Raw genomic sequence first — 25,091 nt, forward strand, 5'->3', positions numbered from 1 at the left:
CATAATATTGCTTGTGCTTAGCGCAGTCTTGCCAGAGACTCCATTATGATAAGGTATCGGACGATTATTATTTTAAGAGACACTTATGTTAGAAGTAAACCAAATTAATCTTAATCTGGTGGAGCTTGAAAAGCGAGTAGAAGCGCTTAGGGGGTATCTTTGACTTTGACGCTAAGCGTGAGCGTTTAGAAGAGGTTGTTCGAGAACTGGAATCATCAACCGTTTGGAATAATCCTGAAATTGCTCAGGCACTAGGACGTGAAAGAACGCAGCTTGAAGCAGTTGTTTCAACTATAACCCAATTAGGTCAATCCATTACTGATTTGAGTGAATTGTTTGAGATTGCACGAGAGGAAGGTGACGAGCAAACGATTAATGAAATTGGCGAAGAATTACATTCCATTGAACACAAAGTTGCCGATTTGGAATTTCGCCGCATGTTTTCCGGAAAAATGGATGACTCGAATGCTTATTTGGATATTCAGTCGGGTTCGGGCGGTACGGAGGCACAGGACTGGGCGGAAATGTTATTGCGCATGTATTTGCGTTGGGGAGAGCAGCATGGATTCGAACCTGAACTTATCGAATGTTCTCCTGGAGATGTTGCAGGTATAAAAAGCGCTACGATTTACTTTAAAGGAGAGTACGCTTTTGGATGGTTGCGTACCGAAAGCGGAGTACATCGGTTAGTGCGAAAATCCCCTTTTGATTCAGGAAATAGACGGCATACCTCTTTTGCAGCAGTATTTGTTTCACCTGAGGTTGATGATGATATTGATATAGAAATTAATCCGGCAGATTTGCGTATTGATACATATCGAGCGTCTGGAGCTGGGGGGCAGCATGTTAACCGCACTGATTCGGCAGTACGTATTACTCATGAACCAACCGGGATTGTAGTACAATGTCAGAATGATCGAAGCCAGCATCGCAATAAAGATCAGGCAATGAAACAGCTGCGTGCCAAGTTATATGAATTGGAAATGCAAAAGAAAAATGCAGAGCAGCAAGCATTAGAAGCCAGTAAATCAGATATTGGTTGGGGATCCCAAATTCGTTCATACGTATTGGATCAATCTCGTATTAAAGATCTGCGCACCAATGTTGAAACGAGCAATACACAAGCGGTATTGGACGGGGCATTGGATCAGTTTATTGAAGCCAGTTTAAAGGCAGGAGTAGGGCAGCATGAGTGAAGAGCAAATTGAACATATTGATGAGAGTGAAGTTTATAGTATTCGTAAACAAAAATTAGCTGAATTACGTACAAAAGGTTTTAATTTCCCAAATCAGTTTCGTCGTGAAAGTTTAGCTCAGGAAATCATAAAGCATTATGATTCATTAGATAAGGAGACTTTAGGACAACAGCATATTAAGGTCAGTGTAGCCGGCCGTATTGTGTTGAGACGTATCATGGGAAAGGCCAGCTTTTTTCACATTCAAGATGTTTCTGGGCGGATTCAAGTATATATCCGAGCTAACGATCTTCCTGAGCAATATGAAGAGTTTAAGCATTGGGATTTAGGCGATATTGTTGGGGTTAAAGGTGAGTTATTTAAGACAAATACAGGTGAGCTTACAGTAAATGCAGAGCAAATTGAATTATTAACTAAGTCGTTGCGGCCTTTGCCTGATAAATTTCATGGTTTAGCTGATCAAGAGGTAAAATACCGTAAACGCTATGTGGATTTAATTGCCAATGATGAGAGTCGCCATACTTTTTTAATACGTTCGCGATTAATTCAAGCGTTTAGACAGTTTATGGATCAACACTATTTTCTAGAAGTAGAAACACCGATGATGCATCCTATCCCAGGTGGTGCTCTGGCTCGTCCTTTTGTTACGCATCATCATACTCTGGATATGACTATGTATTTGCGTATCGCTCCTGAACTTTATTTGAAACGACTCGTTGTGGGTGGATTTGAGCGTGTTTATGAAATTAATCGTAATTTCCGGAATGAAGGGATATCAACACGCCATAATCCAGAATTTACTATGATTGAATTTTATCAGGCCTATGCCGATTATAAGGATTTGATGGATTTTACCGAAAAATTACTGTGCTATCTATGTGATACTGTTTTGAAAAAACGTCAGGTTGAATACCAAGGCCAAATTATTGACTTTGACAAGCCATTTGCACGTATGACAGTGAAAGAAGCAATTTTACACTATCATCCAGAAATCAATGCGAAAGAACTTGAAAGTGTAGTGAGTTGTCGTGCAATTTTGCAGAGGAAAGGATTTCCTTTCAAAGAAACTGATGGTTTAGGCAAATTACAAATCATATTGTTTGAAGAAACTGTTGAGCATCAATTATTTCAACCTACTTTTATTACAGGTTATCCTACTGAAATATCACCTTTGGCTCGCCGTAGTGATAATAACCCTGAAGTGACTGATCGTTTTGAATTTTTTATTGCTGGCCGGGAAATTGCGAATGGATTTTCTGAATTAAATGATGCTGAAGATCAGTCAGAACGTTTTCGTAAGCAAGTTGAAGAAAAGGATGCCGGTGATTTAGAAGCCATGCATTTTGATAGTGATTATATCGAAGCTCTGGAATATGGATTGCCTCCTACGGCAGGAGAAGGTATAGGCATTGATCGGTTGGTCATGCTGTTTACCAATTCTCAGTCAATCCGGGATGTTATTTTATTTCCTCATTTACGGCAATAAATAGTGACTGGCAAGCAAGAATAATTTTTTATAGATTTGGTGTTTGTTAAAGATATTCTAACTGGTTTTTTTGAGAGAATAAAAATTCCCCTGCTAGGGCTTTCTTTAACCACTGCCGTCGAGTTAAAACTACGTTTTTTGCCTATGTCCCGCGGCTTGTCCGCGGGAAGTAAGGTCAAGAACCATTAAGTTAATGTATCTCTAGAATCAGACCATGTGATTATGAGTTCTTATTGAGCACGGTTTTCAAAATATAAGAAATAAAAAATCAAGGAATAATAATAATTTAACAGGTGACTTATGTTTGTTACTCACTTCCAGAGGGCAATTACATATCTTAGAGAAGCCCAGGAAATCGCATTATTCACTACGCTGGCTGATGCAAGATTATCTGCGATATTTCGTACATCACCTTTATTTTACATCACATTGCCTTTTATAGGTCTTTTACTGACTGTAAATGCTTTAATAAATGGCTATCGTCTTGCAAAAGCCAACAATCGCAATTTTGATCGCTGGTTTCTTTTTGGTACTTCTGCAGTTTGTGCGCTTTTAGCAAGTATAGCACTCTATGGGGCAGCAATATCCATGGCTCTGGGTTATAGTTTTGCTGCAGCTCCTTGGTTTTTTACCAGCAGTTTAATTGTGGCATGGGGGCATCAGCTCGTCATGTTTGGACTCAATTTATATAGAGCTTTAGAATCTCCTCCAAATAGTATTCATCGCATGCATTACATTCAAGCAGCATTGGGTAATTTGTTTGCTATGACACTTTTAACTTTTGCCTTAGGGGCGGTTGTTTTTACTCTGCTGTTCCCTATTGCTCCTGCTGTAGGTACTCTATTTGCACTGACTGCGGTCCTATTTACTGGCCTTGACATATTATGGAGTGTGGTTCCTCATGCTTTAAAACGAACAGTCAAAGGATGGTTTCATTTGAGCAAACCCGATGTGATTCAGGATGCAATTGCAAATCAGGAGGAAAACCTAAAAGTTAAAAATTTTAAAGAAGAGGAACCAAATCATCCGAAACATCATAGGATCTTTACATGTTGTGATTACAGTGCAGTAATTCGAACGATGGCTATAGATGCGATCAAACCGTATCTGCTAGGACTTATTCAGTGGAAATTGCAGATATTAAGACAAAAAGCCGATCTAGAAGATGAAAAAATTAAAGATAAAATTTCCTTATTAACAACACTATTAAACGTAATAGAAACTTCTCAAAAAATTTCTAAAAAGGATGTATTAGTAAAATATCCTTTAGCATTTCAAAGTTTTTGGTCTGAAAAAGGCGAGGTTGAGCAAATATTTGATGCGGTAATTGTTTCTAAGAATAGGAGTCAACCCTCAGAGATAGAGAATCTATCACCCGGAATAAGTGTGTAAAAACATATCAAATATATATAAAATAATATATAATGTTACAATTATTATCTTTTTGAATAAGAAATTTGTTGGTTGACTTTTCAAATTTCGCTTTGTCTTACTTGCTATGGTCTATATTAATAGTATGTTCTATCAAATGATCGAGCAGTAAAGGGAGTGCTTTATATGCCTTTTAATTATCGATCGATTACAGCAAATTGTGGCAATGACACCCTTGGTGAAGATGCCTCTCGCACAATTATTCAGTTGCTTCAAGAAGACGATGCAGCGTTCTTCGTCATTAATTGCCAAGAAGTTCATTTTGGAAAAACTCAGGAGCAGTTACAAAAATTACTTCCGGATGGCTATGAGGTAAAATGCCTGAGTCAGATGGCAACCCATACTAAATTGGATACGCAAATCCTTCCTACGACAGGAATGGCAACCTTTGTTATTCATAAGACGGGTTTGCAGGTAAGCGTCGAAGGTGAGCCAGTAGAAGCACGGCGAAGTAGCAGGAGGCTAAGTGGTGCAGCATATAATAAAGGAGGTTTGGTCACTCATTTTACTGTAACACGAAGCGAAGACATTGAAGAAGGTATTAGTGAAGAACGTATTAAAGTACAAACAGTTACTGGGCATTTGGATGCAGGTGATGTAGTAAAGCGAAATAAAGATTGGCAGAAGCTTTATAGAGGAACTGTAAAAGAGGTGATGAGCTGGGATGAGCTTGTTGATGCGTGTCCTGATTTATTGCTTTCGGGATATGATGCAAATACCCGAAACAAATTTGATAAGAAGCATAAGACTGAGACCAAGATTTGGGATAATCCTAATGAGCATCCTGAACTCCATGCACTGCATCTTGTTTCCATGGCAGCAGCCAAGTACAGCAAAGATGAAACCTATACTCATACAAAAATAGACCAAGAAACAGGTGAAGAATTAGTCGCCGATCCAAAACGTGAAGGTGATGCAGCGCGCGGTACACTGGATTTTGTGACAATTTATGATGGCAATATAGCTCAAAATGTATCCCGGGAAAAAATCGATAAGGGACTGACAGTAGTGCAAGTTGGACTAGAGCCTGATTCTGAGCGGGACCATCATGTGATTATCAGTCCTCCTCAAACATCTCTACCGCTTGACAAGTTTGACCGTGTTAAAAATCTAATGGTTGCCCGTTTAGTTGGTGTTGCTCCAGATATAGCTGCTAAAATTTTAGCAATAACCGAGGGTGATAATGAGGATGATAAAGCATGGGCTAGGATGCAATTAGTCGATTATTATAACCAGTATTTAGGTCCTGATGGGTTCTTAGATAAGGCGCTCGGTTTACATATACAAAAACTAGAATGTGTTCAACGGCTAATGGATGACCCGCAAAATCAATATTTAGAAAAAGTACTTAAAAAAATTTTTTTTGACGAACATGAATGGTGTGCAGGTGAGCAAGGGCAATTAAAAGCAAAACAAGAGTTAATGCAGACATTCCTGGATTCATTGGCTGAGTGTAAACATGCAGCAGGAGTCGAAGCGCGTATAACGTGTTATCTTGATCTGAAAGAGAAGATTGCCAGGAATGAAAAAGTAAATGCAGTTGATGCGTTTAAGGACTCAGCAGTTAAAGTCTATCAAAATCATTATGAAATCTTTGAAACATTTGCTAAAAAAACGGATGAGGACTCTAAGCTTCGAAAGGCAATGAATAACATATTAAAGCTACTTGATGCGATTGCCGATCATAATGATGAGGCTGCATTGAAAAATCTGGATCCGAAGAAATTGGATGCGCTTACACATATAGTTGCTCAGTGTCATAACAGTTTTATGCTGTTGCAAGCAGGTGAAACACACGAAATGGAAAAAATTAATGCGGAATTAATTAGCCTATCCGATGAGGCAATGGGAAGTTCCTCTTCAGTATGGCGCGCTTTGGCCGATGCTGTGAAGTTCTTTGTGTCTTTAATTTCTAAGATCTCCCCCAACTCAACGTTGACTGAGCAAGTAGGAATTGTTCAGGATAAAAAATTATCCGATTCTATAATAAAATATAATTCTGCTCTTTATAAATCTGCTCTTAAAGAAATAATTCCTCAAGAAGAGGAAGAAAGTGAGCATCTACTTGGTAATAACATTACTGGGAGTGGTTGAGGGAAATGCAATCAGATTTGGCAAGATATCAAAAAATCATATGGGAAAATAATGCAAGAATCTGAGAGTAAAGGCCTATTTACCCTTGCCCATGATAAAATTCGACACATAAATAATTATTTGCATTGAGCACCAAGAGTTCGGTGTTTAATGGAATTACCCCATATACTATTTCAATTTTAATAAAGATTAAATGATGAAAAAATCGAATAAAAATAAAGTTTATGAAGCTTATGATGAACTCATTGATTGGTTTGATGCGCATCGCAATAAAGAACTGCTTATGGAACAATTTTATTTGCAGCAAATAAAAAAACATTTTCCCCATGGTGGGAGTGTTTTGGATATTGGTTGTGGTACTGGAGAACCTATTGCAAAATTTCTTATTGAAGCAGGTTATGAGTTAACCGGTGTTGATGCCAGCAAAAAAATGATAGAGCGTTGTAAACACAATGTTCCAAATGCTCAATGGATTTTGGAAGATATGCGAACGATGAAATTTACTGTTCAGTTCGATATTGTTATAGCATGGCATAGTTTTTTTCATTTACCACAAGCGGATCAAAGAAGTACATTGAATTTATTTTCTTCCTTGGTTAAACCAAAGGGGTTATTACTTTTTACTTCGGGACCCGAGGCAGGGGAAGTTTGGGGTGAAAATGGCGGATATGATTTATATCATGCTTCATTGGATACTAAAGAATATGAAACTATTTTAAATAAGAATAACTTGCAGGTGTTGGTGCATAAGGTTAACGATCCAAATTGCGGGGGAGCAACCGTTTGGCTTGCTCAAAAAAAATAAATTTAGATGTTGCCTGGGGTGCAGCGCAGCGGAACCCGGGTTATGATGTCTGCTATCCTGGGTTCCGCTTCACCCAGGATACAAAACATTGAATTAATTTAATCGCCAGTTCTCTGCCTTCTGAGAGGGAAAAAAGGAATAGCTATCTGGTTTAAGGCCAAAGAAGACTTGGTTTGTTGCTGTAAGCAGTTCTTGCGATTGTGCCAGCTTTAACTTCTCAGCTTCCTCATTGATGCTTGAATCTTGAGGGGCTAATTTCCTTGCCTCACTGAGGGACTGTCCTGCCTGGTCCCAATTTTTTTCAAGCCGATAACAACAGGCTATGTTTAACCATGCATCCGCTTGATCTTGTGCGTCACTCGTTCGTTCAAGAATTGTAGTAAACTTTTTTCTTGCTTCCTGGTACATTCCTTGTTTGAATGCACACATGCCTATTTGATTGAGTGCTGGAATATGATTTTGATCCCCCTCGAGAACTAAGACATATAATTCCTGCGCTTTGTTATACTCTTCATTTTGGTACAGATGATGTCCAAATTGGGCATAACACTCAGTAAGATTTTCTGTAATTATATTTTATCAACATCAGATCATCTTTCTTACAATGTGCTAATGCTTCACGATAATAGTGAATGGAACACATAAAGTTCACGCTTATGTCCTCCTGAATCCTTTTGTCTTTAGATAATTTTTTAAGTAGATCGATATACTGCTCATGCCAGCTCGCAGCCGTATGTAATAACATAGGATTATCAGCACATAGTTCTAAAGCTGAAGAGAGCGCAATATGAGCATTTTTCAGTAAAGTAAAACAATTTTCTAAATGGGACTCGAGATAATCTTGAGCCAGTCTCATATAACTTAAGCCCAAATTGTGTCGTGCTGAAACACAACTAAGGTCATTTTCTATTGCAGCAAAGTAATATGTGACGGCTTCTTCATTTTTATTGTTAGCAGCATAGCATTGCCCTAGAAGGTCAAAGGCATGAGATCTATTTTCCTGCGTTGTTACATTCCTCGTTATTTCAATAAACTGATTTAGATAAAAAATTGCTTCCTCTTTTTCATCAGATAGAAAGCAGGTCTTCCCTAAGAAAAAATAGGTTTCTGGGACTTCAGGATTTTTGCTAATTGCTTGGAGAAACAGTGTTTTAGCTTGTACATATTCACTTTTTTTAAACGCCTCTACAGCTTGTAAGTGGAACGAATTAAACATATTTGCCATCCTATAGAGTAGTTAAATGTTTTTTTACGTCCTGTATGTCAAACCAACCTAGAATTTAGAATATAATAAGCAGGGGGATTTTAATAGTCATAGACACTAATGGAGTCGCTTTATGGCAACAATACTTGGCATTAGTGGTGTATCGGGTGCTGGGAAGTCAACGCTTGCTGCAACTCTTGCAAAGGAATTAGGTGCTGTACTCATTAGCTGGGATGAGTTTGATGAGATATCAATCGCTCCAGAAGACTACGTGGATTGGTATCAACGCGGACATGATTATCGCGAGTGGAATTACGGCGAGCTTGCTAAGATACTGCAGCTACTTAAGCTCGGACATTCAACATTACATCCGATAACACAGGAGGCCTTAAAACCAACTGAGTTCATTATTTTTGATGCCCCCCTTGGACGTTTACATCAACAGACAGGACAATATATTGATTTATGCATGCATATTGAAGTTCCTTTAGACATTTCCTTATGTAGAAGGATATTGCGTGATTTTAAAGAGGAAACAAGAGAAAAAAAGGAGCTTTTGGATGAGTTGATGTTTTACTTAGATGAAGCGAGACCTTTATTCTTTGATGAGCAGCTGAAGAAAAATGCGGATTTAATTCTTAATGGTGAGTATGCAACCGACCTTCAAGTACAATTAATCCTTCAATTTTTAAATCAAGGAAACAGGGAATGCAAACAAATCCTATTATTGAGCTAAGTCTTTGGTTAGCAAGTGAGCGAGAGACTGGAGCACCTAACCCGAATCACGCAGTTTTATCATCTACTTCATTGGATGGAGCGCCACATAGCCGTGTTGTCGCTATTCGTGATATTTCAGATGAGGGGATTTTATTTTTTACTCAAAAAAGTACTCGCAAAGTAAGCGAGTTAAAAAACAATCCTCAGGTAAGTCTCGTGTTTTGGCTAGAACTGTTACAACGAGAAGTGATTATTGAAGGTAAGGCTTTATTGCTAAAGCATGCTGAGAATCAATATTATTGGAGCAGCTATCCTCAATGGGCGCAAATTCGTTTTTTAAGTTATGCTCCCACGTCAATGCAGATTATTGAGAGTAAAGAAATTCTTGAGGATAAGCGGCAAAAGATTGAGGATTCATTTCTAAATAAACTAATCCCTGTAAGCCCGGAGTATTGTGGTTTCCGTATCCAACCTGAACGCATGGTATTCTATGCATACCGACAAGATGAACTGTCCGATGTTTGGGAATATGTCTTTAAGAATAATGAATGGCATTTGCAACGGTTATCGCCCTAAAGGATAACCGCATTAAAAAAATTACCGTAATAGAGTTTTTTTAATCATACTCAATCATAATCCACCCTCGATAAAGTAATGAATGAGAAAGCGCTGAGCTGTTCTTGATCTATTAATTCTTAATAAAGGGTGCTTATGTCTAGATTAACGCAAATACATAAAAAAATATTTACTAATTTTCATGCTTATTTAGCTAATAAAAAACAAAGTCTCATTAAGTTTGGTAAAACGGAGCAGCATAAATTCACTCGGAGCGCTCCGTTTTGTTCATGAGTTTTGTACTTTCACCGGTTTACATTCCAGAATAATTTGGTCCACCGCCTCCTTCTGGAGCATGCCACACTATATTTTGTCGGGGATCTTTGATGTCGCAGGTTTTACAATGAATGCAGTTCTGGGCATTAATTTGCAATCTAGGGCCTTTTTCTTCTTCAATTATTTCATACACGCCTGCAGGACAATATCGACCTTCTGGGAATGCATAAGTTTTTAAATTGATATCTATTGCCAGATCAGGTTTTTTCAATACGAGATGGCAGGGTTGATTTTCCTCATGATAGGTATTCGATAAAAAAACAGATGAAAGTCTATCAAAAGTAAGAACTCCATCGGGTTTAGGATAATTGATTTGCTTTGCTTTATTTGCCGGAATTAAAGTATCGTGATCTGCATGATTCGTTAAGGTCCATGGGGAGTGTCCACGTGTAATGTATGTTTCAAAAGCTGCATTGATTAAGCCTGGAATTAAGCCGTATTTAAATCCGGGTCTTATATTGCGTACGGCATAAAGTTCTTTATCCAGCCAGGAATTTTTGATTTTCTCTGGATAGCCCATTAATTCAAATGGGGCAGGGTTTTCTTGTTGCAGTGCTTCAAAGCAAGCTTCTGCTGCAAGCATGCCTGACTGCATTGCCATATGTATTCCTTTAATTTTAGGGACATTAAGAAAACCTGCAGCATCACCAATCAATGCACCGCCTGGAAAAGTGAGTTTTGGTAAGGATTGCCATCCCCCTTCATTAAGGGCCCGTGCGCCATAACCGATTCGTTCGCCGCCAGTTAAAACAGGTTGAACTAGTGGGTGTGTTTTAAAGCGCTGGAACTCCGCAAAAGGATTTAACCAGGGATTTTTATAATCCAGACCGACTACAAAACCAATAGCGACGCGTTGTTTTGATAGATGATATATAAATGAACCACCGTAAGTTATGTGATCCATTGGCCAGCCTACAGTATGAATGACGAGTCCGGGTTTATGTTGTTCTGCCTTGACTTGCCATATTTCCTTTATTCCTAGTCCATAAGTTTGTGGATTTGCTTTATCCCTTAAGTGGTAACGTGCCATTACACTTTGGCTAAGTTGTCCGCGACATCCTTCTGCAAATAAAGTCTGTTTGGCAAGAAGATGCATACCAGGTTGGTAATTATTTGTTTTCTCTTTATTTTTGTCGAGGCCCACATTCCCAGTTGCAACACCAATTACCTGATTGTGATCGTCATAAAGTGTGTGAGCTGCGGCAAAGCCAGGATAGATTTCACACCCCAGGGACTCCGCCTGTTGTGCAAGAAACATACAAAGCTCACCTAGACTGATAATATAATTTCCTTCGTTATGCATGGGCTTGGGGGTGGGGAGTTTATAGGAGTTTTTTGAGGTTAGAAAATAGAAACGATCTTCGCTTACTGCGGTATCGAGAGGCGCCTCTTGCCAGGTATTAGGAAGTAATTCTTTAAGGCTTCTAGGTTCTAGAACCGCTCCAGAGAGAATATGAGCTCCAACTTGGGCTCCTTTCTCTAAAATACAAACGGATAATTCTTTTTCTGCAGCTATGGCAAGCTGTTTCAATTTAATCGCGGCAGATAACCCCGCCGGCCCTGCACCGACGATGATTACATCAAATTCCATGGTTTCGTGTTCCACACGCGCTCCTAACTGTGATGATAAAAAGATGAAATAATCGCTTTTCTATGCTTTAAGATCAAGATTTATATTGAAAATTAATATGCTTTTTAGACCGCATGTAGCATACTGAATCTGCAACAATCTAGGCTTTATTATGCTTCATTCAGGCTATATAAATCTAATAATTAAATTGAATATTGATAATCATTTTCACAACATTCCGTTGTTGCAGAAATTACTGTGGCGGCTGAGCGAGTAAATAGCGAAACAATGCTGTGTGGAAAACTAAGAACTGTTAGCAATGCTCCTGCAACAGTTCCAAGAAGGGTTAAACCTATTAGCGCAAGGCTGTTGGCGACTCCTTCCAATGCTGTATTTCGATATTCAGCACTCATCATTATAATTGACAAAAGTCCAAGTAATGTGAATCCAACAAAGTAACACGCACCAATAAGTGCAGTAAATCCCATAAATGCTGTTCCAGTTGCAGATGCAGTAGGATACCAAATCGGCGCCAATAATCCGCCTGCAAATTCCTGGCCATCTTGATACGGAGTGAAAAAACCGGGACGATCTCGATATGTGCTTACTGCTCGTTCAATAATTCCTGAAAGATAATTCTCATCTTGTGCTTCATCGTTTAAATCTAATATTTCACTTATTTCATTCCAGCCAATTAAGTTTAACATAAAATCCTCTTAATGATTCAGCTTGGTGCAGGGTATCTAATTTAATAAATAGAGTCAAACAGTTAACTTTATTCTCAAATCAATTTCCAATTATGATTTTTTACCGAATATCTTTGAATTCCTTGAATAAGAGCACGATAAAAGAAGTAACAGAATTTAACAAAATAAGCTAAACTGATTGTAGATATCCAAAAGGAGTTTGTTAATGAAAACAGTATTTGGTTTCTTACTTCTTAATTTTTCCATGATGTGCTATGCAGATGCTAATTTAACCATGAATGTTAATGTGGATAAGCCAAGTTTTGTCGTTACTTTACCTGCAAATCCCACTACAGGATTTCAATGGTCGGTTGTGCGCTTTGATAAAAATTTATTAACGCTTCGAAGTAGTACTTATGAAAGACCGAAGACTGAGCTTATCGGTGCCGGTGGGCAAATGCATTTCACCTTTGGCTTACAGAAAAGTAAAAGCTATCCAGAAAATACGATAATCGTATTTAAATACGCCCGTTCCTGGGAACCTGATACTGCGACTCTGAAAAATATTAAAGTGAATTTCGTAAAAGCGGATAACAATTAAAATTAGTGCCTGAGTGCTCAACCGGGGGAACGGCCGTATTTGGCATCTTGCGAGAAAATTCTCCTAATCAATGCTTACATACTGATTTATGCTGCGCTTGCTTAGAAAAATTTTGCTCACAACCAGTGCTCAAATCCAACCGATCAAATAAGCATTCCTGTGGGGACTATACATTCATCATGATTTTTTAAATTTAAATGGTAAATATCTAGGTTCCCAAAACATGTCTTCTATCAATTTTCCTAAATCAGCATCCTGATTTTTTTGTGCAAGTCCTGAATCAATAGCGCAACGTGCTACAGCTACTGCAATTTCCTTGGCAACTGTTTGGGCATCATCCAAAGAAGGTAATAAGGGTAAGTAACTTTCTTTTTTACTGGGTGCGAACTGGCATAAAGCATGTGCTGCAGCCAGGATCATATCTTCAGTTAATTTTGTTGCGTTAACTGCGAGGACTCCAAGCCCTATTCCAGGAAAGACCAATGCGTTATTACACTGGGCAATTTGTACCATACGATTATGATATTCAACTGCTGGAAAGGCTGTACCTGTAGCAATTAAAGCTCTTCCCTGACTCCAAGTAAGGATGTCTGCCGGTTTTGCCTCGCATTTTTCATCTGGATTAGACAAGGGGAAAATAATAGGACGTTCACAATTAACAGACATGGTTTCAATGATGTCTTGGGAGAAAGCCCCTGGTTGAGCAGAACAACCTATAAGAACAGTAGGTTTAACATGTCTTACAGTATCAGTAAGTGAAGGATGTTGTTTTTCATTGATGGTCCATTTTTCTATTTCTTTGGGATCACGTGCATAAGGTTTTTGTGCTTCAGTAAGTTCCGGGTCTGTATTAAGTAACAAGCCTTGACGATCAATCAACCAAAAACGTTGATACGCTTCGGCGGGACTAATTCCTTCACGCACCATTGCATCAATAATTTGATCGCTAATACCAGTTCCTGCAGAACCTGCACCAAAAACAACAATTCGCTGTTCATGCAGTTTTGAACCGGTTACGTCACAAGCAGCTAATAAAGCCGACAAGGTCACAGCGCCAGTACCTTGAATGTCATCATTAAAGGTACATAATTGGTCTTGGAATTTTTCCAGAATGCGTCGCGCATTGCCTCGGCCAAAATCTTCCCAGTGCAAAAATGCATTGGGGAATTGTTTGTGAATTTCATGAACGAAAGTAGAAATAAATTCGTCATAGGCCGCTGGACTAATGCGTGGATGCCGACAACCTAAGTACATAGGATCATTAAGCAATTCTTGATTATTTGTGCCTACATCAAGAAATATTGGCAGGGTACGAGTTGGTTCAATACCTCCGCATAAACAATAAACCATTAATTTGGCAACAGGAATGTCCATTCCTCCGATTCCTTGATCGCCTATGCCCAATACTCCTTCTCCATCAGTAACAACAATCACATCGATTTCTGGATTAGAACGATTTTTTAATATTTCTTCTATTTGATTTTTATCTGTATGGGAAATATATAAGCCGCGAGGTTGTCTATACTCATGACTGAAACGTTTTACTGCAGTTCCTACTATAGGAGTATATATTGTAGGCAACATTTCACCTAAATGACGGTTGATTAATTTATAGAATAAAATTTGATTTTTATCGTGTAAATTATTTAAATAAATATTTTGTTGTAAGCGTGTTGTATAACTGGAGTATTGTAAATAAGCACGTTTGACTTGTTCATCTAATGTTTCAACGCGATGGGGAAGTTTTCCTAACAGACCAAACTCTTTTCTTTCTTCGTTTGTGAATGCTGTGCCTTTGTTCAATTGGGGAGTAGTTAGGAGTGGTTTACCGCAAAGAGAAGTTTCAATATATTGTTCTCCTGTTTGAGGATCACGTAGCAATTTAAAATCAAGCATAGTTATCTCATAAGATGGCGTTAGCGTTTGTCTAATGATAATATCGGTTTTTTGTAGTTTACGATAGGTTGAGTATGAATAAATCTTTGGCAGTATTATTTATAATTTTAGGGTTAACATCTTGCTCAGCAAAAAATGAACATTATTACAAATCGCATCCTAATGAATTGCAACAAGCGCTAAAAGCTTGTCCAAACAAACAACCAGCAGGTTTGACCTGCCAACAATTGGAATCTCTTGCCAATCGTATGAATAAACTTGCCTATCAATTACAACTCAGTCCCCAAGGTTTTGGAAAAAAAATTATGGCTTTGCAAGAGACAATTGTTAAAGAACAAGCCCAATTAAAAATTGAGAATAATAATACAACCTTACAAGCCAATTTAACTCAAAACAAACATGATTTAGCGGATCATTTAGCAGTGGTTAGATGGTTTGAATCACCTATGAGTTAAAAGATGAGAGTACTTATAAGTAATGATGACGGAGTTTTCGCACCTGGAATTAACCGATTAGCCAAGGAGTTATCCACTTTTGTAGATATTGAAGTCGTTGCTCCTGATAGGAATAGAAGTGGCTCAAGCAATTCCTTGACTTTGTCACGACCGCTAAAAGCCAAAAAATTGGATAATGGTTATTATAGTGTTGAAGGCACCCCAACAGACTGTGTGCATTTGGCAGTAACGGGTTTTTTAGATACCCAATTTGACATGGTTGTTTCTGGAATTAATGATGGCGCTAATTTAGGTGATGACATTCTTTATTCGGGTACTGTAGCTGCCGCAATGGAAGGACGTTATTTAGGATTGCCTGCCCTTGCATTTTCTATGGTAGGGGATAACATCCAGCATTATGACACAGCGGCAATTATTGCCAAGCATTTGGTGATGAAATTAGGCACACACCGCCTTCCTTCTCAAACTATCTTTAATATTAATGTTCCTGATATGCCCTTAGATAAAATAAAGGGGTTGCAAGTTACTCGCTTAGGTACTCGCCATGGTGCTGAGGCTGTAGTAAAAGATAAAGATCCTAGAGGACGGCCTATTTACTGGATTGGTTTGCCTGGAGCCGAGGCTGATGCAGGTCCCGGAACAGATTTTTATGCGATAAGTGAAGGGTATGTTTCAATCACACCTCTTCATCTGGATATGACAAATTACAAAATGTTCGATCAATTAGCCAATTGGCTCGATGGGATCCACATTCAATAAAACAATTTGTTTGAGGTTTAATAAATGATAGCCACCTTTTGCAAAAGATTTGTATGCCTTCTCCTCATTATAACCTTGGTTGGTTGTGGAAATAATTTAGCTCCTGTTACGGAGTTAAAATGGAATCCTTATTCGCGCTATCAGAAAGTCTATGTGGTAAAACGTGGAGACACGCTTTTTTCTATTGCATTTCGCTATGATACAAATTACAGAACTCTAGCTCGGTTAAATCATATTAATCCGCCTTATTCTCTAAGGGTGGGGCAAGTCATCAACTTGCGAGGGATTCCAAGACATAGACAAACAGTCCGTCCTGCCCCGATGCGACATTATTATGTTACTCCCCAAGCGAGACCTTCTGTAATTTATTCGCCCACAAATAGATATGCTCGTTCTGCTTCAGGATGGTTATGGCCTGTGAGTGGGCGAGTGACTACATCATTTATTCCGGAGCAAGGTAAAAAAGGAATAAACATTGCATGTAAAAAAGGGGAGAAGGTAATTGCGTCGGCAGATGGTATGGTTGCCTATGCTGGAAGTGGGTTAGCTGGTTATGGTAACTTGATTATTATTAAGCACAATCATGAATATTTAACTGCTTACGGCAATAACGCACAGATTATGGTTTCCGAAGGACAGCATGTAAAAGCAGGACAAGTCATTGCTAGAGCAGGTATTATCGATCGCAAGTATACAGGTGTTCATTTTGAAATCAGAAAGTCGGGCGTACCAGTCAATCCTTTGAATTATCTACAAAAAGGTTGACAGATAACTTGTAGTTATAGCAACAATAACCTTTTTATGAAGTATAATGTAGTTATGGAATAAATTTCGCAATATGACTAGAGTCTGCATGCATTTCGCTAACTTGAGCCAAACTGGCCTGATTTTCGAGTACCGAAGCGCAGCATACACGTAGTATGTGCGCATTGGAACATAGGAAGCCAGGCCAGTTTGGTCAAAATAGTAGAATTGTAGACAGGCTATAACACTATAGGTGAAAAACAATGCACGAAGACGATGAGTCAAGTAAAGAACCAGAACTTAAGGATGAAGATTGGTCTGAACCAGACAATGAATCACTCTTAATTGAGGAAGACATTGATTCCCTTCTTGAAAAAGATGAAGAAGATGAAGAGCCTGATCTTCCTGATTTTTCGGATGATAATGCATTTCCCTCATTTCGTGGTAAAAATGCACTAAAAATGATGGATGCGACTCAGCTCTATTTGAGTGAAATTGGATTTTCTCCTTTGCTCAGTGCTGAAGAAGAAGTGCATTATGCAACCCTTGCTTTGAAAGGGGATGTTGCTGCCCGTAAAAAGATGATTGAATCTAATTTACGTTTGGTGGTTAAAATTTCTCGTCGTTATCTTAATCGTGGTTTACCTCTTCTCGATTTAATCGAAGAAGGAAATTTAGGTTTAATGAAATCAGTTGAGAAATTTGATCCTAAACGTGGTTTTCGCTTTTCAACTTATGCCACCTGGTGGATTAGACAAACAATTGAACGTGCTATTATGAATCAAACACGAACCATTCGTTTACCTATCCATGTGGTTAAAGAACTGAATGTCTATCTCAGGGCTGCAAGGCAACTGACCCAAAAATTAGATCATGAGCCTTCACCCGAAGAAATTGCAGAAATGGTCGATAAACCTTTGGAAGATGTACAAAAGTTATTAGGCTTGAATGATAAGGTAGCCTCTGTTGATACACCCATTGGCTTTGATGAAAATAAATCATTATTAGACACTATAGCTGATGAAAACAGCGTTAATCCTGCAGAACTTTTAACTAATGAAAATTTGCGTTTACATATAGAATCTCTATTGGATAAATTGACCGAAAATCAACAGCAGGTTATTGCGAGAAGATTTGGTTTAAGAGGATTTGAAAAAGCAACGCTTGAGGATGTGGGTAAGGAAATTGATTTGACACGAGAACGGGTTCGTCAAATCCAGGTTGAAGCATTAAAAACATTGCGTGGTTTATTAGAAAAAATGGGCTTAACACAGGAAGATTTGTTTTAGTACTTTTCGCTGTATAAAAACATTATGCTGTAGTGTAGCCTGGATGAAACGTAGGAAATTTGAGATTTTCCAAAGTCGTACGTTTCATCCAGGCTATTTTTTATTGTTAATATCAAAAAGATAAGGGGCCGTTTTAATGAAGAGAATGATTTTATCCGCTTTATTTGCTTTATCATCAGTGGTTCATGCAGAACAATTAACAACATTTACGGATATGGCCGATGCAATATCACAAGGAAAAAAAATCACTTTGGTAATGAGTATTCAAGAGTGCAGCTCACAAAAAATGCCTTCAAGTTCCCTTATTGGAACAGCACAACCAGATGCTTTCCTTATTATTGATAACAACCGTATTACTACCTCAATAAACCATTTTACTTTGGATAGTTCTATTGCTCGCGGTAATCCTACCTTCGAATTTGTTAAGTATAGTATTAATGCAGATGGAAGTGTCTCTATAAAAAATACGATAATGAATGCTATTAATTATCAACAACTAGCAAGTCATCAAATTGATTGTACTTTAAATAAAGGATTTAAGGTTTTTGCTTGAGTCCTGTAGACAGGGTGAAAGCGCATTAGAATTCGGGATCTATCAGGTAAACCCATCTTTTCGTATAAAACAAAATACCCTACGTTTAAAAAAATACCCTACGTTCCGCGCTTCATGCGCGGAATCCAGATCATGTCTTCATATAGATCGATTAGATGCTGTTCATAAAGCACGGCAAGTAGGCAAAAAAGAACTTTTGTATTAAAAATAATACTAATTTGCCTTGAAGACTTATGGCATTAATTTTTCTTGTTGCACCTTCATCAAGATTACACTATGGACTTGTAAAATTCGCTTTCAGTCCTTGCCAGCAATCCGCATAATCTTTTTGTTTCTGTGGAATACGCATAGCCTGTTCGGTAACTTTCCATACATCTTTAGTTTCAAACATGAAGGCTAAAGTATTCGAATAAAGCTCAGGTTCTAGTTTTTGCGCTACCGCTTTTTCATAACTTATTTGATCAGGCCCATGTGCTGTCATGCAATTATGAATACTTACCCCACCAGGAGAAAATCCTTCTTTTTTAGCATCGTATTCACCGCGAACAAGGCCCATAAGTTCATTCATATAATTACGGTGGTAATAAGGGGGTCTAAATGTATGTTCTGCAACCATCCATCGAGGAGGAAAAATGACGAAGTCTAAATTGGCTACCCCCGGTGTATCGCTTTCTGAAGTTAACACAGTAAAAATACATGGATCAGGGTGATCAAAACTTACTGTATTAATTGTATTAAATAAACTTAAATCATAACAATAAGGAGCATAATTACCATGCCAAGCTACTACATTAAGTGGTGAGTGATTGCATTTTGCGGTCCATAATTTATTTTGATACTTGCATATAAGGGTCACTTGGGTAATCCCTTGCTCAAATGCAGCCGTAGGGTATTGAAAATGTCGTGGGTTAGCTAAACCATTAGCTCCGATAAGTCCTAAGGGAGGTAGAGTGAGGGGACTGCCACTGTTTTCACATAGATATCCTTTCGTTTCAGAACTAATGAGTTCCATCTTAAATTTAACGCCACGAGGAATAACCGCTATCATGCCTGGACATATATTTAATTTCCCAAACTCAGTATGTAAGTTCACTTCGCCCAAGTATGGAACAAAAAGCATTTCCCCATCATTATTGGCGAAGTATTTATCTTGCATGGATCGAGTACAATGATAAATATATGCATTTACATGTTGGCTTCCTGCAAGATGAAACATGCCTTCGACAAAGTCAAAATCTTCTTCTTTAAACAGGTCCAGAGGAGACCAACGCAGGGGATTGGGGGACTGTTCTGCATGATAGGGTTTGAACAGTTCCATCTCATAAACTTGATATGGGCCTTGAACTACAGAAGGCAGAATGCGATAAAGCCAGCTTCGTAAATTATTCTGTCTTGGACGAGTGAAGGCTGTCCCGCTTAATTGTTCGGCATAAAGACCTAAGTTACAGTGTTGTGGTGAATTCTGGCTACTTGGCAAAGCGCCTGGAACTGCTTCAGTTTGATGATGATTACCAAATCCCTGCAAATACACTGTTGATCTCCTCTAGTATTATGGATTCATTGAGTTACTCTGAGTGGAGAGCGAAATTCAAGTTAGCTGCATCTATTTCAATAGCCTCACCCAGGCAAATACTATTTGCACTAAATTAAAAACTTCATTCTGGCGCTACTATAGTCTAAAAAAGTTAAAAATGTCGAGTCCAAATACAAGTTAAGTTATTCTTTTTAACAAAAGAGCATGTATAATTTATACGAAATTAAATAAGGTTTTTTGAGGTAGTAGCATGGCTGGTCATAGTAAGTGGGCAAATATTAAATTCCGTAAAGGCGTTCAAGATGCAAAACGTGGAAAAATATTTACTAAATTGATTCGAGAGATTACTGTAGCTGCTCGAATGGGAGGAGGGGATGAATCTTCTAATCCAAGATTAAGGGACGCAGTAAAAAAAGCGCTTAGTGCGAATATGAAACGCGATACAATTGAGAATGCAATTAAGCGTGGAGTGGGGGGGCTTGACGGTGAAGTAATGATTGCTATGCGCTATGAGGGGTATGGACCTGGTGGTATTGCAGTTCTTGTAGATTGTTTATCGGATAATAAAAACCGAACTGTATCTGATGTGCGCCATGCCTTCACGAAGAATGGCGGGAATTTGGGAACAGACGGTTCAGTATCATATCTCTTTACCAATCAGGGCGAGATTCTTATGGCACCAGGACAATCCGAAGAGCAGGTTATGGAGATAGCTATAGATGCTGGAGCAAATGATGTTTCTGTAGATGAAGGTCAGGTTGAAGTGATTACTCCTGTCGAAGCATATCATAGCGTATTAAATGCGCTTACAGCGGCCGGTCTTGAAATCGAACAATCTCATTTAACCATGCGCGCACAAACTTTAGTCTCTATCGATGATGACTCGGCAGAAAGCCTCTTGAAGTTAATCGATATGCTGGAGGATTTGGATGATGTACAAGAGGTATACAGTAATGCGGAATTCTCGGAAAAACAATTAGAATCAATAAATTAATGGCCATAATTCTAGGGATAGATCCCGGTTCAAGGATTACAGGATACGGTTTGATTAAAGAGTCAGATCGTAAAATTGAATACATTGATAGTGGTTGCATTCGTACTGCTCTAGATGGTGAGTTAAGCCAAAAGTTATTGCAAATATATGATGGTATTTGTCAATTAATGGACCATTATTCGCCTACAGAAGTAGCGATTGAACAAATATTTATGCATGAAAATCCAAATTCAGCTTTAAAATTAGGTCATGCACGCGGTGTTGCTATGGTTGCTGCAGCATCGCATCGTGTTAAAGTAAGTGAATATTCTGCGCGAGAAATTAAGCAAATGGTAGTTGGGTATGGCGCTGCAGAAAAGGCTCAGGTAAGTCACATGGTCGTACACCTTCTTGCCCTGAATAAGGCGCCACAAAAAGATGCTGCAGATGCCTTGGCAATAGCAATCTGTCATAGTCATATGCGTCATAATTTATCATCAGTGATTGGTAGACGAGGATTAAGGAGAAGGAAAAGATGATTGGTTGGCTGGATGGGCAAATAATTGATAAACATCAACCAGGAAAATTGGTCCTTAATGTCCATGGGGTTGGATATGATGTGGAAACCTCATTAAATACCTTTTTTCAGCTTGATAACTTAAGTGCTTCAGTAGGGTTACATATACATACTATAGTCCGTGAAGATGCGTTGTTGCTCTATGGTTTTCTGGAGAGACAGGAAAGGGAGTTATTTAGAGCTTTGATTAAAGTGAATGGTATTGGTCCAAAACTTGCTATGTCAATTCTTTCCAGTATTACTCCAAACGAGTTTATTCAATGTATTCAACAAGAAAACGCTTCTTTTTTAATGAAATTACCTGGTATAGGTAAAAAAACAGCCGAGCGTTTAGTTGTTGAAATGCGTGACAGTATGAAGCAATTCGCTGTATCTGCTTCTGGCTCCTTAAATGACAAATCAATACCCATTATGAGTGGCCAGGATGAAGCAGTTAGCGCTTTGGAAGCACTGGGATATAAGCCCCAGGAAGCACTAAAGGCAGTCAATAAAGTAAATGATAATTTTAAAGGTTGCGAGCAGTTAATTCGTGACGCATTGCAAGTTTTAGCGGCCCGATAATTAAACTAGTAATAATTTTAGTCTGAGCAATGCGAGAAATACTTGCCTGTCTCTTGTGCGCAATTCACCGAAAAGTCAGATTTGAGTGGAGGCTGGGTGAAAATGATTCTAAAAACGCAGCATAGAGGGCTATGTGAGCAGTTCTTAGAATTATTTTAATTCAAGATGTGCCAAATATGACTTTCCCCTGGACTCTTAACTTGTGACTAAGAGCAAGATGTTTGATCCCAATCTCTACTTTGTCCAACTTATGACAAATAAAATAGAGGAGGTAAACTACTTTTCTTGAATAGGCAAAAAGAATCTTACGATTAAACCCGTGCCTTCTTTGGGTGTATCCAGCATTAGTCTTCCACCATGCAGCTCGGCGATTTGCTGAACTATTGCTAAGCCAAGACCGCTTCCAGGGCTTTTGTTTCCCAGAACACGGAAAAAACGCTCGAAAACCCGCATTTGTAATTCAGCCGGAATACCTGGTCCATTGTCACTCACTTCAAGCATTATTTCATTTTGCAGTTTAGCCAGACGCACTATAATCCTTCCATGTTCATTACAGTATCGTATCGAGTTATCTACAAGATTACGAATTAGTATTCCCAATGCAGTTGAATTACCATGAATAGTCAGATTTTCTACATCGCTTTCAAATTCTAGATCAATTTGCTTTTCCACAGCAGCGGGTGCAAGCATAGCAAGTATCTCGCGAGTTAATCGACTTAGATTGACCTCATCTTTTTCCTCCATATGAGCTGCTTCGGGTACAAGTCGGCTCATAGTAAGTAACTGCTGGACAATATGAGTGCTGCGATTAACACTTGCAATAAGCTTTTGTAATGCCTGATTTTTTTCTTCTATATCATTAGAGTGTAATGCAACTTGCGCTTGGGTTTTTAGTGCAGCGAGCGGTGTGCGCAGTTCATGCGCTGCATCAGCAGCAAAACGTTTTTCTCGTTCAAATCCTTCTTTGAGTCGAAAAAACAATTTATTCAATTCATCGATTACAGGTTTAATTTCCTCCGGAACCTCGTGTAAATCAACGGGTTCAAGATGGGTGGGAGCGCGGTTAGCTACCTCTTCAGCGACTTTATCTAGACTATCTAGACCGCGCCCAATAATAATCCATATGAGCAGACCCGATAATGGGAAAGTCAGAAGCATAATATAGAGATCATCTTGAGCAATTCTATGACCCAACTCATTCCTTGTGTCGTATCGCTCTGCTAAAACGGTGCGAATCCCGGCTTTATCATTGTAAGTTGTAAAGACTCGCCAATCTTGGGTGGATACTTTTTTATCACTAAATCCATCGACTTCCGAAGTTAAAGGAATCTTTGGTGCTGAAGATGAATGTAACAATAATTTGCCGCCATTGGTCCAAACCTGAAAATTAAATTTATTTAGATAATTTTCTGGAGGCTCTTCATTCAAAAATCTCTTCTGATAGTATGTATCAATTTTTTTAGGGATTGTTTCGAGTGCTTCTTGAATTTTTGCTAAAGGGCGTTGATGAAGATCATCACCTAGTAATGCTTGATAAGAAAGAGCAGAAACGGCCATTAAACTATCTAAGTGATCTTGAATGTCTTTTTGATCAAGATAATAGTTACCTATAGCAGTTAATGTGGTCGTTATAGTAATGGCCAGCAATAAATTTATGAGAAGAAATTTTCTTATAGAAGATTTCACGATACAGAAATACCATCATTTTTTTCTGCCATATATCCAACACCTCTAATCGTGCGAATGAAATTGGCATTAAGTTTCTTACGTAGGTTATGAATATGAACTTCGAGCGCGTTACTATCTACGTCTTCTTCCCATCCATAAATACTTTGCATGAGTTGTTCACGCGATAAAACCTGACCACTGTTTTCTAGAAGTTTCTGCAATAGCGCAAACTCTCGGCGTGGAACATTAACTAGCACATCATCAACAAATACAGAGTGAGCAGCTGGATCTAGAGTAATATTTCTATATTGCAGCACAGAATCAGCACGGCCTTGTGAGCGTCTGACCAGGGCTCTGATTCGGGCGCTTAGCTCATTAAGATCGAAAGGTTTTATCAAATAATCATCTGCCCCGCTATCTAAACCTTTTACACGATCTTCAACTGACTCCCGAGCTGTTAAAATAATAACAGGAGTTGGATTACCATCATGGCGTATACTTTGTAACAATGCGAGACCAGAAAGTTTAGGTAAACCCAAATCAAGAATAATTAGCTCAAATGATTCAGATTTTAACGCGGCTCGAGCAGCTTCACCATCTCTAAGCCAATCTACGATATAACCAAATTGGGTTAAGCCGGTTTTGACAGCATCACCAAGTAATTCGTCGTCTTCAACTAGCAATAGTCTCATTCTTGCTCCTATTGTTTTTCAAGGCCAGTTTCATCCATATGTTTGGTTAGGTAAAAAGCTTGAATTAATACAAAAAGCAGAGTAAAACCAACCCCACCAAATAGCTTAAAGTTAACCCATGCATCAGTATTAAAATTATAGGCAACATAAATATTTACCGCACCCATTAAAATAAAGAACAATACCCATGCCAAGTTCAATCTATGCCAGATTTTTCCAGGAAGAGTCACATTAGCTTCCATCATTTTCTGGATCAACGGTTTGCTACCTATATAACCTGAACTAAAAAAGGCTAGAGCAGAGAGCCAATAAATACCTGTTGGTTTCCATTTAATAAACCATGGATTATGGAAAAAGAGGGTGGCTCCTCCTAAGACCATAATTATTGCAAGGCTAATTAAATGCATTTTTTCATAATGCTGAAATTTTAATCGGTAAAAAGCGACTTGGCTTAAAGAGGCAATCATAGCTACAGCCGTCGCAGTATAGATACCAAAAAATTTGTATACTATAAAAAATAGAACTATAGGAAAAAAATCAAATAGTAATTTCATATATTTTAATACAGTAAAAATAAGTTACTTTGAGTATAACACAAGTTTTTGTGCTCTCCTCCTTGCTTTATACTAGAAATGAAAAATAATTGTTAATAATAAGCCACTATGTGTTCATTAAATCGATTGGTTCGGTTCTTGGGCAGAATAGAAAG

At 38.4% G+C, this 25,091-nt stretch carries 25 protein-coding genes; 16 read left to right on the top strand and 9 right to left on the bottom strand.

The window, feature by feature from the left end; all coding sequences use genetic code 11:
* Positions 1–85: 85 nt before the first annotated feature.
* The 5 genes from prfB to FOLKNPGA_RS07300 all read left to right on the top strand — a co-directional run bounded on the left by prfB (position 86) and on the right by FOLKNPGA_RS07300 (position 7,012).
* A protein-coding gene (gene prfB / locus FOLKNPGA_RS07280) for a peptide chain release factor 2 (protein WP_182352409.1) occupies positions 86–1,196 on the top strand; the annotation gives its coding sequence in 2 pieces (ribosomal slippage) (positions 86–160 and positions 162–1,196; 1,110 coding nt in all).
* Entirely contained in the window at positions 1,189–2,682 is a 1,494-nt protein-coding gene (gene lysS / locus FOLKNPGA_RS07285) for a lysine--tRNA ligase (RefSeq protein WP_182352410.1), read from the top strand. The genes prfB and lysS overlap by 8 nt, the downstream gene beginning before the upstream one ends.
* A 300-nt stretch (positions 2,683–2,982) precedes the next feature.
* Positions 2,983–4,074 carry a hypothetical protein gene (locus FOLKNPGA_RS07290; RefSeq protein ID WP_182352411.1) on the top strand — a complete coding sequence of 364 codons (1,092 nt, stop codon included), beginning with the start codon at positions 2,983–2,985 and terminating at the stop codon, positions 4,072–4,074.
* Between the two features lie 165 nt (positions 4,075–4,239).
* Positions 4,240–6,207: a hypothetical protein gene (locus tag FOLKNPGA_RS07295; RefSeq protein WP_182352412.1), complete on the top strand. Its 1,968-nt coding sequence runs from the start codon at positions 4,240–4,242 to the stop codon at positions 6,205–6,207.
* Between the two features lie 196 nt (positions 6,208–6,403).
* A complete protein-coding gene (locus FOLKNPGA_RS07300) occupies positions 6,404–7,012 on the top strand; it encodes a class I SAM-dependent methyltransferase (protein WP_182352795.1) in 609 nt (202 codons plus the stop codon).
* A 93-nt stretch (positions 7,013–7,105) separates the two neighbouring features.
* Here FOLKNPGA_RS07300 and FOLKNPGA_RS07305 read toward each other — a convergent pair whose 3' ends face one another.
* On the bottom strand, positions 7,106–7,441 hold the full coding sequence (locus FOLKNPGA_RS07305; protein WP_182352413.1) for a tol-pal system YbgF family protein: 336 nt from the start codon (positions 7,439–7,441) through the stop codon (positions 7,106–7,108).
* A 121-nt stretch (positions 7,442–7,562) separates the two neighbouring features.
* The gene (locus FOLKNPGA_RS07310) at positions 7,563–8,228 is read right to left on the bottom strand and encodes a hypothetical protein (RefSeq protein WP_182352414.1); all 666 of its coding nucleotides are present in this window, start codon (positions 8,226–8,228) and stop codon (positions 7,563–7,565) included.
* Positions 8,229–8,349: 121 nt separating this feature from the next.
* On the opposite strand from FOLKNPGA_RS07310, the gene FOLKNPGA_RS07315 reads away from it, so the two are divergent.
* Both FOLKNPGA_RS07315 and FOLKNPGA_RS07320 read left to right on the top strand, forming a co-directional pair.
* Positions 8,350–8,952 (top strand): AAA family ATPase, encoded by a 603-nt coding sequence (locus FOLKNPGA_RS07315; protein WP_182352415.1) that lies wholly within the window; start codon positions 8,350–8,352, stop codon positions 8,950–8,952.
* A complete protein-coding gene (locus FOLKNPGA_RS07320; protein WP_182352416.1) occupies positions 8,925–9,509 on the top strand; it encodes a pyridoxal 5'-phosphate synthase in 585 nt (194 codons plus the stop codon). The genes FOLKNPGA_RS07315 and FOLKNPGA_RS07320 overlap by 28 nt, the downstream gene beginning before the upstream one ends.
* Before the next feature lie 292 nt (positions 9,510–9,801).
* On the opposite strand, the gene FOLKNPGA_RS07325 is transcribed toward FOLKNPGA_RS07320, so the two are convergent.
* Together FOLKNPGA_RS07325 and FOLKNPGA_RS07330 are read right to left on the bottom strand one after the other, a co-directional pair.
* Positions 9,802–11,430 carry an electron transfer flavoprotein-ubiquinone oxidoreductase gene (locus FOLKNPGA_RS07325; protein WP_182352417.1) on the bottom strand — a complete coding sequence of 543 codons (1,629 nt, stop codon included), beginning with the start codon at positions 11,428–11,430 and terminating at the stop codon, positions 9,802–9,804.
* A gap of 167 nt (positions 11,431–11,597) precedes the next feature.
* A complete protein-coding gene (locus tag FOLKNPGA_RS07330; protein ID WP_182352418.1) occupies positions 11,598–12,101 on the bottom strand; it encodes a hypothetical protein in 504 nt (167 codons plus the stop codon).
* 205 nt (positions 12,102–12,306) lie between these two features.
* Between FOLKNPGA_RS07330 and FOLKNPGA_RS07335 the strand changes: the two genes are divergently transcribed.
* Positions 12,307–12,681, top strand: coding sequence for a protease inhibitor I42 family protein (locus FOLKNPGA_RS07335; RefSeq protein ID WP_182352419.1), 375 nt, complete (start codon positions 12,307–12,309; stop codon positions 12,679–12,681).
* A gap of 177 nt (positions 12,682–12,858) precedes the next feature.
* Here FOLKNPGA_RS07335 and FOLKNPGA_RS07340 read toward each other — a convergent pair whose 3' ends face one another.
* Positions 12,859–14,577 (bottom strand): NAD-dependent malic enzyme, encoded by a 1,719-nt coding sequence (locus FOLKNPGA_RS07340; RefSeq protein WP_182352420.1) that lies wholly within the window; start codon positions 14,575–14,577, stop codon positions 12,859–12,861.
* Between the two features lie 74 nt (positions 14,578–14,651).
* On the opposite strand from FOLKNPGA_RS07340, the gene FOLKNPGA_RS07345 reads away from it, so the two are divergent.
* From FOLKNPGA_RS07345 to FOLKNPGA_RS07365, 5 genes are all read left to right on the top strand, one after another.
* Entirely contained in the window at positions 14,652–15,032 is a 381-nt protein-coding gene (locus tag FOLKNPGA_RS07345) for a hypothetical protein (RefSeq protein ID WP_182352421.1), read from the top strand.
* 3 nt (positions 15,033–15,035) lie between these two features.
* On the top strand, positions 15,036–15,791 hold the full coding sequence (gene surE / locus FOLKNPGA_RS07350) for a 5'/3'-nucleotidase SurE (RefSeq protein WP_182352422.1): 756 nt from the start codon (positions 15,036–15,038) through the stop codon (positions 15,789–15,791).
* 24 nt (positions 15,792–15,815) lie between these two features.
* Positions 15,816–16,556, top strand: coding sequence for a peptidoglycan DD-metalloendopeptidase family protein (locus FOLKNPGA_RS07355; protein WP_182352423.1), 741 nt, complete (start codon positions 15,816–15,818; stop codon positions 16,554–16,556).
* 242 nt (positions 16,557–16,798) lie between these two features.
* Positions 16,799–17,824 carry an RNA polymerase sigma factor RpoS gene (rpoS, locus tag FOLKNPGA_RS07360; protein ID WP_182352424.1) on the top strand — a complete coding sequence of 342 codons (1,026 nt, stop codon included), beginning with the start codon at positions 16,799–16,801 and terminating at the stop codon, positions 17,822–17,824.
* Between the two features lie 136 nt (positions 17,825–17,960).
* Entirely contained in the window at positions 17,961–18,377 is a 417-nt protein-coding gene (locus FOLKNPGA_RS07365) for a VirK family protein (RefSeq protein WP_182352425.1), read from the top strand.
* Positions 18,378–18,651: 274 nt separating this feature from the next.
* Here the strand turns inward: FOLKNPGA_RS07365 and hmgA are convergent, their stop codons facing one another.
* Complete coding sequence (gene hmgA, locus FOLKNPGA_RS07370; protein ID WP_182352426.1) at positions 18,652–19,908, bottom strand: homogentisate 1,2-dioxygenase; 1,257 nt, start codon at positions 19,906–19,908, stop codon at positions 18,652–18,654.
* A 253-nt stretch (positions 19,909–20,161) separates the two neighbouring features.
* Between hmgA and FOLKNPGA_RS07375 the strand changes: the two genes are divergently transcribed.
* The 3 genes from FOLKNPGA_RS07375 to ruvA are packed head-to-tail and all read left to right on the top strand — an operon-like array spanning position 20,162 to position 22,022.
* Entirely contained in the window at positions 20,162–20,905 is a 744-nt protein-coding gene (locus tag FOLKNPGA_RS07375; protein WP_182352427.1) for a YebC/PmpR family DNA-binding transcriptional regulator, read from the top strand.
* Positions 20,905–21,423, top strand: a complete 519-nt coding sequence (gene ruvC / locus FOLKNPGA_RS07380) for a crossover junction endodeoxyribonuclease RuvC (RefSeq protein ID WP_182352428.1) — start codon at positions 20,905–20,907, stop codon at positions 21,421–21,423. Before FOLKNPGA_RS07375 ends, ruvC begins: the two co-directional genes overlap by 1 nt.
* The gene (ruvA, locus tag FOLKNPGA_RS07385; RefSeq protein ID WP_182352429.1) at positions 21,420–22,022 is read left to right on the top strand and encodes a Holliday junction branch migration protein RuvA; all 603 of its coding nucleotides are present in this window, start codon (positions 21,420–21,422) and stop codon (positions 22,020–22,022) included. The genes ruvC and ruvA overlap by 4 nt, the downstream gene beginning before the upstream one ends.
* Positions 22,023–22,298: 276 nt before the next feature.
* Here ruvA and FOLKNPGA_RS07390 read toward each other — a convergent pair whose 3' ends face one another.
* Genes FOLKNPGA_RS07390 through FOLKNPGA_RS07400 form a run of 3 tightly spaced genes read right to left on the bottom strand, consistent with a single transcriptional unit; the run spans position 22,299 to position 24,936 of the window.
* Positions 22,299–23,708, bottom strand: coding sequence for an ATP-binding protein (locus FOLKNPGA_RS07390; protein ID WP_182352430.1), 1,410 nt, complete (start codon positions 23,706–23,708; stop codon positions 22,299–22,301).
* Positions 23,705–24,382: a response regulator gene (locus FOLKNPGA_RS07395; protein ID WP_019233175.1), complete on the bottom strand. Its 678-nt coding sequence runs from the start codon at positions 24,380–24,382 to the stop codon at positions 23,705–23,707. Before FOLKNPGA_RS07395 ends, FOLKNPGA_RS07390 begins: the two co-directional genes overlap by 4 nt.
* 8 nt (positions 24,383–24,390) lie before the next feature.
* Positions 24,391–24,936: a septation protein A gene (locus FOLKNPGA_RS07400; RefSeq protein ID WP_182352431.1), complete on the bottom strand. Its 546-nt coding sequence runs from the start codon at positions 24,934–24,936 to the stop codon at positions 24,391–24,393.
* Positions 24,937–25,091: the final 155 nt, after the last annotated feature.

This window comes from Legionella sp. PC1000 (assembly GCF_014109805.1).
Lineage (GTDB): Bacteria > Pseudomonadota > Gammaproteobacteria > Legionellales > Legionellaceae > Legionella > Legionella resiliens.